This window comes from Haemophilus haemolyticus (assembly GCF_003490595.1).
Lineage (GTDB): Bacteria > Pseudomonadota > Gammaproteobacteria > Enterobacterales > Pasteurellaceae > Haemophilus > Haemophilus haemolyticus_L.
Genome location: NZ_QQGY01000002.1, coordinates 204329 through 218174 on the forward strand (window position 1 = coordinate 204329; position 13846 = coordinate 218174).

The 13846-nt window shown below is 38.3% G+C and carries 14 protein-coding genes; 8 read left to right on the plus strand and 6 right to left on the minus strand.

The annotated features are described in order from the left end of the window. The first annotated feature begins 78 nt into the window (after positions 1–78). Both DV415_RS02545 and DV415_RS02550 read left to right on the plus strand, forming a co-directional pair. Positions 79–849, plus strand: a complete 771-nt coding sequence (locus DV415_RS02545; protein WP_118794405.1) for a threonine/serine exporter family protein — start codon at positions 79–81, stop codon at positions 847–849. A 1-nt stretch (position 850) separates the two neighbouring features. Beyond that, on the plus strand, positions 851–1330 hold the full coding sequence (locus tag DV415_RS02550) for a threonine/serine exporter family protein (protein WP_005628250.1): 480 nt from the start codon (positions 851–853) through the stop codon (positions 1328–1330). Positions 1331–1376: 46 nt separating this feature from the next. On the opposite strand, the gene DV415_RS02555 is transcribed toward DV415_RS02550, so the two are convergent. Beyond that, positions 1377–1595 (minus strand): HP1242/YdcH family protein, encoded by a 219-nt coding sequence (locus tag DV415_RS02555; RefSeq protein ID WP_005628252.1) that lies wholly within the window; start codon positions 1593–1595, stop codon positions 1377–1379. Between the two features lie 114 nt (positions 1596–1709). Beyond that, positions 1710–2474 carry a hypothetical protein gene (locus DV415_RS02560; RefSeq protein WP_118794406.1) on the minus strand — a complete coding sequence of 255 codons (765 nt, stop codon included), beginning with the start codon at positions 2472–2474 and terminating at the stop codon, positions 1710–1712. A gap of 171 nt (positions 2475–2645) precedes the next feature. Between DV415_RS02560 and serS the strand changes: the two genes are divergently transcribed. The 6 genes from serS (at position 2646) to DV415_RS02590 (ending at position 9989) form a co-directional block, all read left to right on the plus strand. After that, positions 2646–3935, plus strand: a complete 1290-nt coding sequence (gene serS / locus DV415_RS02565) for a serine--tRNA ligase (RefSeq protein ID WP_118776141.1) — start codon at positions 2646–2648, stop codon at positions 3933–3935. A gap of 256 nt (positions 3936–4191) precedes the next feature. Beyond that, positions 4192–4848: a fimbrial protein gene (locus DV415_RS02570; RefSeq protein WP_118794407.1), complete on the plus strand. Its 657-nt coding sequence runs from the start codon at positions 4192–4194 to the stop codon at positions 4846–4848. A 117-nt stretch (positions 4849–4965) separates the two neighbouring features. After that, on the plus strand, positions 4966–5664 hold the full coding sequence (locus tag DV415_RS02575) for a fimbria/pilus periplasmic chaperone (protein ID WP_114908835.1): 699 nt from the start codon (positions 4966–4968) through the stop codon (positions 5662–5664). 12 nt (positions 5665–5676) lie between these two features. Further along, a complete protein-coding gene (locus DV415_RS02580) occupies positions 5677–8205 on the plus strand; it encodes a fimbria/pilus outer membrane usher protein (RefSeq protein ID WP_118794408.1) in 2529 nt (842 codons plus the stop codon). 11 nt (positions 8206–8216) lie between these two features. Next, entirely contained in the window at positions 8217–8771 is a 555-nt protein-coding gene (locus DV415_RS02585; protein ID WP_118794409.1) for a fimbrial protein, read from the plus strand. Between the two features lie 24 nt (positions 8772–8795). Then, the gene (locus tag DV415_RS02590) at positions 8796–9989 is read left to right on the plus strand and encodes a fimbrial protein (RefSeq protein WP_118794410.1); all 1194 of its coding nucleotides are present in this window, start codon (positions 8796–8798) and stop codon (positions 9987–9989) included. Between the two features lie 107 nt (positions 9990–10096). Here DV415_RS02590 and selD read toward each other — a convergent pair whose 3' ends face one another. From selD to mepA, 4 genes are read right to left on the minus strand one after another with little or no spacing between them, the layout of a single operon-like run. Beyond that, a complete protein-coding gene (gene selD, locus DV415_RS02595) occupies positions 10097–11140 on the minus strand; it encodes a selenide, water dikinase SelD (protein ID WP_118794411.1) in 1044 nt (347 codons plus the stop codon). Between the two features lie 56 nt (positions 11141–11196). Continuing rightward, complete coding sequence (gene lpxM / locus DV415_RS02600; protein WP_118790670.1) at positions 11197–12153, minus strand: lauroyl-Kdo(2)-lipid IV(A) myristoyltransferase; 957 nt, start codon at positions 12151–12153, stop codon at positions 11197–11199. Positions 12154–12199: 46 nt separating this feature from the next. Then, on the minus strand, positions 12200–12967 hold the full coding sequence (locus DV415_RS02605; protein WP_118776479.1) for a TSUP family transporter: 768 nt from the start codon (positions 12965–12967) through the stop codon (positions 12200–12202). Between the two features lie 17 nt (positions 12968–12984). Continuing rightward, positions 12985–13845, minus strand: coding sequence for a penicillin-insensitive murein endopeptidase (gene mepA / locus DV415_RS02610; protein WP_118782356.1), 861 nt, complete (start codon positions 13843–13845; stop codon positions 12985–12987). Position 13846: the final 1 nt, after the last annotated feature.

Below are 13846 nucleotides of genomic sequence, written 5' to 3' on the forward strand. Positions count from 1 at the left end.
TGCGGTTCTTTTTTGCGCATTTTTTAGAAAACATTTTTATAATTATTTATAGGTATATTTTGATAGAAGAAGAAAGATATGGAGCACGAATATCAACGTGAGGTGACTCGCGTGTGCGTACAAACGGCACTGCTCTTGTTACAACATGGGGCTGAAAGTACCGTGGTAGTACAAATGGCGCAGCGTTTAGGCATCGCACTTGGCGTAGAAAGTGTAGAATGTGCGCTTACGGCAAATGCTGTGGTGCTGACGACCTTATCAGATAATCATTGCATTACCACCGCACGAAAAAATACAGATAAAGGCATTAATATGCAAATGGTCACTGATGTTCAGCGCATTGTGATTGCCGTTGAGCATCATTTGTATGACTTAGAAACCGCACAAAGAAAACTGGATCAATTAAAACCGCTGAAATATAACCGATGGTTAGTAGTGTTTATGATTGGCTTATCTTGTGCGGCATTCGCCCATTTATCAGGTGGAGATTGGGTGATTTGTGGCATCACCTTTGTGGCAGCAGCCATCGCAATGTTTGTGCGACAAGAATTTTCTAAACGGCACTATAATCCCCTTATCGTCTTTTCCATCACCTCTTTTGTCGCCTCGCTGATTTCTGGCGTGAGCTTAAAATATAACTTAGGTAACGATCCTCAAATTGCCTTAGCATCTAGTGTGTTATTACTTGTGCCGGGGTTTCCGCTGATTAATTCTTTGGCGGATATATTAAAAGGTTATGTCAATATGGGATTAGGCCGTTGGACGATTGCGACTATTCTCACTTTTGGCGCATGCCTTGGCATTGTATTCGCGTTAAGCGTATTACATATCACAACTTGGGGGCATTAAAATGTTATTAGACATCACAATATTTATATTGAAATTACTCGATGATATGTTATTTGCCGCAATTCCAGCGGTGGGCTTTGCTTTAGTATTTAATGTTCCGCCCAAGGCCTTAAAATATTGCGCAATTTTAGCCGCACTTGGGCATGTGACACGCACATTATTACTGCATATTAATATGCCTATTGTATTTGCCACATTCTTTGCCACTTGCGTAATTGGATTTTTAGGCGTGCATCTTTCCCATCGTTATTTAGCCCACCCCAAAGCCTTCACCGTTGCCGCAATTATCCCCATGATCCCTGGTGTTCATGCCTATAAAGCAATGATTTCAATGGTGCAAATTCATCATTTTGGCTTTTCTGATGCATTATTTGAACAGATGATTAGTTCCTTTATTAATACCAGTTTTATCTTAGGTGCGATTGTATTTGGATTAGCTTTACCAGGATTATTGTTTTATCGACAAAAACCCGTGGTGTAACCTTAAAACAGTGCAACAAAAAAGCCGACATTTTGTCGGCTTTCTACTATTCTTGTGATTTTTTCTTGAGATATTCATAAAGCTCATCTTTAATCCGTAATTTTTCTTTTTTCAAAGCCTCAATTTCCATATGAGTAGCGAGCTGAATGTTTTCCTGCATATTCTTAATTTCATGATCTAATTCGTTATGCTTTTCAAAAAGACGATCGAAATAAGCATCATTACTTTTAAGTTTGGTGATTAATTCCCTGTATTCTGGAAACATAAAATCGCTCCTGTGTTAGTTAAAATCGATCTTGAGTTTACGCTTTTCTTTACAAAGAAACAAAATTCAATTTTAAAAATTTGACCGCGATCACAAAAATTTATTCTGAACGAATTATTTTTGCTCATTTACCTTTTTATTTCTTCCTGCACCTAAAACCAGCATAGCTAACAAACTAAGAATAATTCCAAAGCCAGCACCAATACCCGTTGAAATAACATAAGGTTTCTCTGCCATTACAAGATTAGGTTGTTGAACAAAATGAAATGCCACCAAATTATTATCTAACGGTTGAACAGATTGCATCATTTTCAATTTGTTTTCCCAAGAAACATCAATTTTGGCGTCCGCTGCATTTTTCACTTGTTCAAATAAAGATTTCCATTTTGTAATCAATTCATTATTTAATGTTTGGCGCGCTTGATTATTCACATAACGAATGTATTCCACAAAAAGTTGATCCACTTCTTCACGATCAAAAGAAGATAGGATGAATTGATCAAGATTATTTTCTTGGGAAAATTTAAAGTGCGAAGCAATTTGCTGAACGGTTTGATTTTCAACTTTAGCTCTCGCTTTCACAAAATCAGATTGATTTAAAAAAGCCATTAATTGAGCAGGTGAATTAAGAATTTTTGTAAATTCATGATACGCAGAATCTGTCGCCTTACGCTCAATTTTTACCATATCAACGGCATCAGCATCACCGCTAACTAAACTGTATGTAGAAAAAAGAGAAAAATAATTACCTAGTTCACTCATTTTTGGCGCTTCAAATTGCGCACTAACCTGCCATTTTGTCGGGTGAAAATGCGCCCCCGCAAAACCAAGTCCACCTCCGATAAGCATAAACAGAAAAGAAAGAATAAATTTTCTCATAATTTACCTAAAATTCAGACTAAATGAGGTGTGGATTCTAACACAAAGTGCGGTGTATTTTTGCTTTATTTTCAGAATCTCGCTTTTCCCTTGGCTTTTAACTGGTTTATTTGAATAAAGCACGCTAGAATAAAGTCATTTTCATTTCAACGAAAAAAGTAAGGAAATTCTATGATCGATCCAAATTTGCTCCGTAATAATTTAGCGGAAGTCGCAGAAAAATTAAAAGTAAAACGTAACTTTATTCTTGATACAGAAAAACTCACCTCATTAGAAGAACAACGCAAGAACTTACAAGTCACCACCGAAAATTTACAAGCTGAACGTAATACACGCTCCAAAGCTATTGGCGCTGCGAAAGCACGCGGTGAAGATATCGCGCCATTATTAGCTGAAGTGGATAATATGGGCAATCAATTGACTGAAGCAAAAGCACAATTAGATGCGGTACTTGCGGAAATCAATCAAATTGCATTAACTATTCCAAATCTACCCGCAGAGGAAGTGCCATTAGGCAAAGATGACACCGAAAATAAAGAAATCTTACGTTGGGGTACACCACGTACATTTGATTTTGAAGTGAAAGATCATGTCACTTTGGGTGAAGAAGCCAATGGCTTAGATTTTGCCGCTGGGGCTAAATTAGCTGGCGCGCGTTTTGCCGTAATGAAAGGTCAAATCGCCAAAATGCACCGTGCATTAGCGCAATTTATGTTAGATCTTCATACTGAACAACACGGCTATTTAGAAACCTATGTGCCTTATTTAGTCAACCATGCTACACTTTATGGCACAGGTCAATTACCAAAATTTGGGGAAGATTTATTCCATACTTTAGCCTTAGAAGGCGAACAACCTTACGCATTAATTCCAACCGCAGAAGTGCCAGTCACTAATTTAGTGCGTGATGTAATTATTGATGAAACAGAATTACCAATAAAAATGACCGCACATACGCCATGTTTCCGTTCAGAAGCGGGGTCGTACGGTCGTGATACTCGCGGTTTAATTCGTATGCACCAATTTGATAAAGTGGAAATGGTACAAATCGTTGATCCAGATAAATCAATGGAAGCACTCGAAGAATTAACTGGTCATGCAGAAAAAGTATTGCAATTATTAAATCTTCCATATCGTAAAGTTTTACTTTGCACAGGCGATATGGGCTTTGGTTCTTGCAAAACTTACGATTTAGAAGTTTGGGTGCCTGCACAAAATACTTATCGCGAGATTTCTTCTTGCTCAAATATGTGGGATTTCCAAGCTCGCCGTATGCAGGCTCGTTGCAAAGCGAAAGGGGATAAGAAAACTCGCTTAGTGCACACCTTAAATGGTTCTGGCTTGGCTGTTGGTCGTACTTTAGTGGCTGTGCTTGAAAACTATCAAAATGCTGATGGTTCAATCACTGTGCCAGAAGTGCTACGTCCATATATGGGCGGATTAGAGGTTATCGGAAAATAATCCTTCTATAAAATAAAAAAGCGTGGATTTTCAAATTTCCACGCTTTTTTATGGAAAATATAGGGCGTTAAGTCATTATTGTGGTTTAAAACACGCCATTTGGCTGCCAAATTTTTTTCTTCGGCATCTTGTATTTTTTTTTTTTTTTTTTAGAATGGGGAAGTTTTTGCGCTGTTAAAAATGGCAAAAACATTAATATTGGAGAAATCCATTATTTGTCGTCATTTTTTATTAAACATTTAAAAAAGGAAAATAAATGAAAAAATTAGTATTGGTAACGGCATTAGTTGCGGCATTCTCAAGCCAAGTCATGGCAGCAACTAATGCAAACGGATCTGATATTGGTACAACTACTGCAGGAAGAGCTACTGATGGTTCTACACCAGGTGCAAACAGCGGTGTTGTTCGTTTTAAAGGTAAAGTGGTCGATCAAACCTGTACTGTCGCGACAGAGAGCCAAGATCAAATTGTGGTATTAGATACAGTTTCAAAAAATCGTTTTACTGCGGTAGGTAATACAGCAATGCCAACACCATTTGAAATTAAATTAAGTGGATGTACCGTTCCAGCAACTGGTGGCAAAGCAACAAGGGTAAAAGCGCGCTTTGCTTCTGTGGCGAATGTAGATACAGCTAACAACTACACTTTAAGAAACACTAAAACTGGAGGAGCTACTAACGTTAATATTCAATTATTTAATGCTGACGGAACTACACCTATTTCTCCTATGAAACGTGTAACTACAACTACTGATGGTGTACCTACACATACATCACAGGATGGTGCAACGTTTGAAAATATTACAACCGCAAATCAAGTTCTTCATTATGTAGCTAAATATTATTCTACTGCGGCAAGTGTTGGCGTAGGTGAAGTCGAATCTGCGGTTGATTTTGAATTAACTTATGAATAATTCTTTTGGCTAATATTATTAGCTTTTACTTCACCGCATTGTTAAGACAATTTTAGCAATGCGGTTTTAATTATTTGGTGATATCACCTTATTTATGAATAAAGTTGAGGAAAAATGATGTTTAAGAAAATTGTATTCGGATTAACCGCACTTTTTACCTTTTCTGCCCAAGCGAATGTCGTCATTATCGGCACTAGAGTGATTTACCCTCAAGATCAAAAAAATATTATCGTGAAATTAGAAAATAACGGTAAAAATGCAGCATTAGTACAGGCTTGGTTAGATACGGGCGATCAAAATGCCGATCCTAAAAATATTAAAACACCTTTTATCATTACTCCGCCAGTAAGCCGTGTTGAGGCAAAATCTGGTCAGAGTTTACGTATTACTTATACAGGCAGCCAATCTTTGCCACAAGATCGAGAAAGCCTCTATTATTTTAATTTACTTGATATTCCGCCTAAACCAAGTGCAGAGCGTTTAGCTGAAAGTCCAAACTTTTTACAATTGGCTATCCGTTCTCGTTTAAAATTCTTTTACCGCCCAAGCAATCTCCCTATAACAGTAACAGATGCCTATCAAGCGGTAAAATGGATTGCGACGCCAGATGGCATTAAAGTTAGCAATCAAACGCCTTATTATATGAGTTATGTTTCAGCTCAAATTAATAAAACTTCAGTTAAAGACGCTCGTATGGTTGCGCCTTTTAGTGAGGAAGTTTTCCATGTTTCAGGCGCCCGCGCTGGCAGCAAGGTAACTTGGAATCTCATTAATGACTTTGGTGGCGACACAATTGGTGAATCTATTTTGCAATAACGGGGAGTGTTTATGCGTATTCAAAAAACATTATCCCATTTTAACCGCTCTTCTCTTGCTATTTTATGTGCTTTAGGGCTTTATGGTAACCAAGCTTATAGCGATGAATTTGATGCCTCCCTTTGGGGCGGTGGTTCTGTTTTAGGCGTAGATTTTGCCCGTTTTAATCAGGCAAATGCGGTATTACCAGGAGAGTATCGAGCAGATATTTGGGTAAATAATCAATTAAAAGGTCACGAAACGTTACGCTTTGTTGATAATTCGGAAGGTCGAGCTGAACTTTGTTTAACGCCAGAACTACAAGATGTATTAGATCTAAAATCTGCGGCGATTATCAAACAAGGAAGTAATGAAGATTGCGTATTTGTTAAGGATGCAATACCAGAGAGCACCTTTGTTTATAAAACTGGCGAACTAAAATTAGATTTTGAAATACCGCAAGCTTTAACGGTTCAACGACCTCGTGGATACATTTCGCCAAAACGTTGGCAAAGTGGAACGACGGCGGCATTTTTAAATTATGATTTAAATTACTACCGCTATCAAACGGAAAGCTCTATAAGTGACAGCCTTTATGGCAATGTGAGAGCGGGCTTGAATATCGGTTCTTTAGCGTTCCGCCACACTGGTTTTTATAACCAAGTTAATAGCCGAAGCAAAGAAAATTCTTTCCGTTATACCTATTCTAAATATCAGCCAAGTGAGACCTATGTTCAGCGCGATTTTGAACTATTGCGCGGAAATGTCACCTTAGGTGATTTTTATACTAGCGCACAAGTTGGAGAAAGTTTTGGTATGCGTGGAGTACGCATTGCTTCTGATGATCGTATGCTAAGTCCTTCACAACGTGGATTTGCGCCTGTTGTACGAGGTGTGGCAAATAGTAACGCCAATGTCACGATTAAGCAAAATGGCAACATTATTTATCAACTTTCCGTGCCAGCAGGTCCTTTTGTTATTTCTGATTTATACCCAAGTGGATATAACGGTGATCTTCTAGTAGAGATCCAAGAAAGTGATGGTTCTGTCCGCACTTTTACGGTGCCATTTTCTAATGTCGCTCCTTTGATCCGTGTTGGGCAATATCGCTATCAAATTGCATCAGGTCGTTATCGCCATTGGAATAACGAATACGTCGATCCAATTACTCAAGCCACTCTACAATATGGTTTGTTTAATAATTTGACCTTAAATGGTGGCGTAATTTACAGTAAAAACTATCGTGCTGCTTTACTTGGTTTTGGTTTAAATACGCCGATTGGTGCTTTTTCTGCGGACTCTACTTGGTCACATGCTACTTTCCCAGAAGAAAAGGAAAATAAGAAAGGTTATAGTTTACACGGAACTTACAGTATTAATTTTAATAGCACAGGTACTAATATTACGTTGGCAGCCTATCGCTATTCATCCCGTCATTTCTATACTTTACGTGACACCTTGGCAATTAACCATCGTGATTATATTTACGATGAATTTGTTAATGTACGCACTCAACGTCCAAAAAGCCAATATCAATTCTCTATCAATCAAACCTTAGGGGATTACGGTGATTTGTATTTGGTCGGGCAGACTTATAATTATTGGGGCGAAAGTGGAACAAATAATGAATATCAGATTGCCTATGCGAATAGTTACAAAAAATTGAACTATAACATTACGCTATCACAAACGACCAATAGCGAAAGTAGCAAACGAGATAATGCTATTTATATCAATCTAAGTTTACCACTTGGTGAAGGTAAACATACGGTTAGCTCTTCTTATTCTCGTGATAATTCTGGATACAGCTACAATCGAATTGGTGTTAGCGGCACAATGGGAGAGCAGAACCAATGGCATTATGGTGTAAATGTATCCAAAAATAATCATCAATATCGTGGTATTGGCGCAAATGGTGGCTATACGGGTCGTTTTGGTAGCTACCGTATGAACATTTCGCAGGAAAATAGCCATAACCGTCAAATAGGATTAGGCGCAAGCGGTTCTATTGTTGCTCATAAATATGGCGTGACATTAGGGCAACAAGTGGGAGATAGCTTTGCTATTGTACGAGCCAAAGATGCATCTGGCGCGTTAATTCAAGGCAATAATCAACGTATTGATTATTTTGGTAATGGTATTATTCCTTACACTATGCCTTATTCAATCAACTATGTTCGTATTGATCCGAAAGATATTTCTGGCAACATTGAATTTAATGCCACTGAACAACAAATCATTCCACGTGCTAATGCGATTAATTTAGTAGAGTTTAGTACTCATAAAAATGTGATGGTGTTGTTTAATTTAACTCAATCCAATGGTGAAAATGTGCCAATGGCAGCGACTGCACAAGATGATAAAGGCAATTTTGTGGGGTATGTGGTGCAAGGCGGTATGTTATTTGCTGGTCAATTACAACAAGAAAAAGGAAGACTTACAGTCAATTGGGGACCAAATCATAATGAGCAATGCTATTTTGATTACCAAGTTAAGTTAGAAAATCTTGATAGCTTAGAAGCCCAAACATATGACGCAATGTGTTTACCCATAGAAAAATAAAGGAATTTATCATGAAACAAAGAATCAGCTCTTATTTAGTGCTGTTTACCCTGTTACTGGCAAGTACTACTTGCAGTCATGCGTCTTCTACAGGAACGATTTCTTTTACAGGATTGGTAAAAGATGATGGCACCTGTAAAGTAGAAATTGGTAGCGACGATCAATTAGTGGTACTTCCCACTGTGGCGACTAACCGTTTAGCTGTTGCAGGGCAAACTGCAGGTAAAACTAAATTTACTATCAAACTTAAAGAATGTAATGCTGAAGATAATGGCAGAGCACAGATTAAGTTTAAGAATGCAAATGCCACAAATGGATTATTAAATAATCTTACTACAACGGGCGCACAACATGTCTCGATTCAATTAATTAATGCAACTAGTAATCAAATTATGCTACTTGATGGTACAGCTGCCGATTCTGCAAAAACTGCAAATACAGGTATTCAGCTTGGGGGAAAAATCATTCAGCCCCAATTTGATTATTATGCTCAATATTATGCAACAGGGAGTGCTACTGCTGGCGAGGTCACTGCTCGAGCAGAATTTGAAATTAGTTACCCTTAAGATTAAATAAATAAGGAAATAAGAATGAATAAATCCGTTTATAAAATAGCCACAACTATTTTACTGATGCTAGGGATGCGGGAAACATTTGCTTGTATTCAAGTAGACGCTCCTAGAAGATATGGTAATAGCATGACATACGAGATTAGAGGTAATAATGGTTCAAATTTAAATTTAACAACTCAATATTTTAGAAAAGATCAAGATGAATTTATTTCTGACTGGTTCTCAACCCCAGAAACAGGCACCGCTTGCTTTGATTTAAGTCAGCTCACCAATGAAAGAGGAACAGATGTCTTAGATCCGTTTACCATTACGATGAAATTAGTTATGCAAAGTAACCTCACATCAACTGGAAGGACTTATGATGGTTATACAGTATATAAATTAAATAGTCATCCTAACCTAGGCTTGATCTTTGATGCCAGAATGAGAAGTAATTCATGGTCTCTTTCTCCTGTTAAAGTGAATGATCGAGAAACAGTTATTGGCACAAATCAAATTCGATTTAGTCGAAGTACTGGCTCATTTGGAGCCGTCGTCAGAGCGCGTTATATACTATTGAATAAACCGGCTAGCGGTACAAGTTACACAATTCCAGTAATAAATGAGCCTATTTTTCAAATAAAAACGGAATCTAATACAACACGATTAAAAAAACCACCCTATACGACGTTTAAGTTAGATGACAGATCAAATGCATTGGTTAATCTCTCAACAAATGGACTCGTAATTTCAAACCCTATTAAATCTTGCTTAATAAATGGTAGCTCAGATCAAAATATCCCGTTAAGAGAGATTTATAAGAGAGAGATAGTCCCTACTGCAAGCGGGAGTACTGGTAGTTTAGAAGCGCTGGGAGGGAATTTTTCCCTAGATGTAAATTGTACTGGAGAAAATAATAAAGAAGGAAGTCAGCTTAAACCACCTAAAGTATTTGTCACTTTCAATGGACTAAATGGCACGACTAACGATGGTAATAATGATTTATTAAACATTCAAACAGGTACAGGAAAAGCGCAAGGGGTTTCCTTACGCTTAAAACAACACGATAATAACACTTCAATTAAATTTGGTAAGAAATTCCAAATGGCAGATGCCACAGGAAGCGGTTATTCTAGAAACAATTTCGACGTATATTATGTTAATAATCAGAGTGTTCCCGTTGCAGGCGGTGAAGTAAAAGCCGCAACGACGTTTACACTATATTATCAATAAACTCACTAAAATAAGAATAATGTAAAATATCACCCAAAAATAAAGAAACAAAAGGCTAACTTTTAAAAGTTAGCCTTTTCATTGAGCTTTTAAAACTTACATAATCCCTAATAGATATCAATTAAAACCGTTTTTTCTACTTTTTTAGGCTTTAATTCACCTACTTCATATAAATCAATTCCTGCATCTTTGGCTATTTCAATTACCGTTTGAACGCTATTAGGCTCAACTGCCACTAATAAACCGCCTGATGTTTGAGGATCACACAAAATCGCTTTTTGTTCTTCGTTTAATAGACCCACTTTATGTCCATAACTTTCAAAATTACGCCCTGTTCCACCTGGGACGCAACCTTGTGCAATATAATCTTTTACACCGTCCAAGGTTTTAATTTTGTCTGAAAAAATTACCGCACTTAGATTTGAACCTTCACAGATTTCAATCAAATGACCAAGTAAACCAAATCCTGTGACATCAGTCATTGCTGTGACGCCATCCACTTGGGAAAATTGACTGCCAATGGAATTCATTTGGCACATAGCGGCAGTGGCTAAACCTTGATGTTCTGGTTTGAGTTTTCCTTTTTTCTCCGCCGTCGTCAAAATACCAATACCAAGCGGTTTTGTCATATAAAGCTTACAACCTGATTTTGCAGACGCATTACGTTTCACTTTTTCAGTGTCAATCACGCCTGTCACGGCTAAACCAAAAATAGGTTCAGGCGAATCAATGGAATGCCCCCCCGCCAAAGCAATACCTGCTTGATGGCAAGCAAAGCGACCGCCATCAACAATTTTCTGTGCAACTTCTGCAGGTAATACATTGGTTGGAAAACCTAAAATGGCGATGCCCATAATCGGCTTGCCGCCCATAGCAAAAATATCACTGATGGCATTGGTCGCGGCAATTCGTCCAAAATCAAAAGGATCATCCACAATTGGCATGAAAAAGTCTGTAGTACTGATAATTGCAGTTCCATTACCAAGATCATACACTGCCGCATCGTCTGCGGTTTCATTGCCAACGAGCAGATTTGGATCATAAAATTTTTCCAGTTCTGAATGTAAAATTGTCCCTAACACCTTAGGCGAAATTTTACAGCCTCAACCTGCACCATGGCTGTATTGCGTCAGCCGAATTTTTTCTTCCATTTTTATTTACCTTGTTGAATATCGGTTTTCGAGAATATGACTTTCAAACCCTATTCTTAATCATAAAGATCTTCGCCATCCTTCCTTGTACGCAATAATTGCAAAATCCAAACATATTGCTCTGGCGCTGGCGTAACAAAAGATTCTATTTCTTCGTTCATTGCTCGGGCTGATTGTTCAGGATCATCACTTAAATTCATTGCTGGATGAATTTCCATTTCATATTTGCCAGCCTCAGCGTTATAACGAGGAAACATTGGAATGACAACCGCTTTAGAAAGTTTTGCCATTTTATTTAATCCTGGCAATGTCGCTTTATAAGTTCCAAAGAAATCAACAAATACGCTTTGCTCGGCTCCAAAATCTTCATCGGGTAAGTAATAACCCATTTCGCCTTTACGAACATGATTTAAAAAAGATTTAATACCATTTTGACGAGCATGCATTTTTCCGCCAAAACGTTGGCGTGTAATCGTCCAAAGCCAATCCACCAATGGATTACGGTGTGGATTATACATAGAAGTCATTGGCATGCCTTGAGTGTGTAAAATAATGCCAGACGCATCAATCGCCCATCCATGTGGCACCATAAGAATAATATTCTTGCCTTCAGCTTTTGCCTGTTCGATATGTTCAAGACCGATAAATTCGCTACGTTTTTGCAAATGTTTCTTTGAACGGATGGCAATCTCACCAATACCAAACATAACTTGTGCAACAACCGCAAACATTTTATCAATGACTTGCTCACGTTGTTGTTCAGTCCAATGAGGGAAACAATATTGCAGGTTAGTTTGTGCACGCGTACGCTGTTTCTTTGCTTTATGTCCAATCCATACACCTAATTTTCCCGCCAATTTATCGCGCAGACGAAAAGGCACAAATGCTAACAACAATAAAAAGAAAATACCGAGCCAAATTCCCCAATATTGAGGCTTTAAATACGACCATGAAAAGTGTGCGTCATAGCCCACTCTCGCCGTCAAACGTAAATTTTGTTGATTATCCGACATAATAAAATGAAATTAATTTTAACCGCACTTTTGCGCGCTTTCCGAATTAAAAATGAAACCAACCCTGATCGTAAACCATTTTAGCCGTCATCATAAAAGACATGATAACAACCATCGGTCGAATCAAGGTTTTACCTTTCGTCATCACCATTTTGGCGCCTAAATTTGCACCTAAAATGCTCCCAGCCATCATCACAAAACCCACTTTCCAAAGAATTTGTCCGCCCAATAAGAAAAGCGTAAAAGAAGCAAGATTCGAAGTGAAGTTCATCACTTTTGCATGTGCCGTCGCTTTCGGGAGATTAAATCCTAGCAAAGTAACACAGGCTAAACTCATGATTGAGCCAGTCCCGGGCCCAAAAAAGCCATCATAAAAACCTAAAAATGGGCTAACTAAAAGACCAAATAACATGTAACTTAAACGCTGTTTTCGATCTTCATCGCCCAATTTAGGGGTAAATAAAAAATATAGACCAATGGCTAAAATCAAAAAAGGCAGAATTTTTTTGAAAATCGCCACGTCAATTGATTGAATTAATAATGTACCTAGGGCAGAGCCTAAGAAAACCCAAATCAAAATAAACCAAATATCGCGTAAATTAACCGCTCTTTTTCGCAAGAAATAAAGGCTTGCGGATAATGCGCCCCCCATAGCTTGCAATTTGTTGGTGCCTAACGCCATTGCCGGTGGCATACCTGTCATGAGCAATGCTGGAATAGTGATTAATCCACCACCGCCAGCAATCGCATCGATAAATGATGCGACAAAACCAACACAAAACAATATTGCTAAAAGATCAATTCCGATATCCATATTGATTTACCTTAATGCTATTCTAACCATTCACTCCGATTCGGGGAATTTAAAATTTGTTGGCACAAAAACGGCTCAGGTGGCGTCACTTTAGGTTTACTCACTGAAGTGCCTGGTTTTGGTGGTTCAAACCAAGAATATAATTCGTCTCCACAACCATCACCGGCAGGCACAGGCGCTTGATTTTCACAATAAGATGCATCTGCTGGGCAAGTTAAACGAACATGAAAATGAGAGTCGTGTCCATACCAAGGACGAACTTTGTGTAGCCAACCACGATCATTGCCAGCGGTTTGGCATAATTTTACCTTAATCGCGGGATTAACAAAAATACGCGTCACACTTGGATCTTGCGCGGCTAATTTGATTAACGTCGCGTGATTGCTATTCCACACGCGCTCATCGACTCGTTGTGCCTTTCTATCCACAACTAATAAACCTTTACCATCAGAATTGAGCGCATCGGCATCTGACATTTCGCCCATTCTTAACCAAATATCCGCATCTAATCCCATCTGATGGCTAGCATGACCCGTTAAAAACCGTCCGCCACCGGGCATGGCAATATCGCCCACTAACATAGTTGGTAACCCAGCAGCTTTAGCGCGTTGTCCCAAACGTTCAAGATACTGAATCATATTTGGATGACCATAATAGCGATTGCGATTCATACGAATCACTTGGTAACCTTCACCTTTCGCTGGTAATGCTTGCGCCCCAATAATACACCCATTGGTATAACTACCAATAGGTTTTGATTTCCCATCATCACTTGGAATAGGACGTTTCACTTTTTGCCAATCTAGAGGAGACGCAACAATGTTCAGAGAGAAAAGTGCGGTAAAAATTATGGTTGTTTTTAATAAAATTTTATTCATT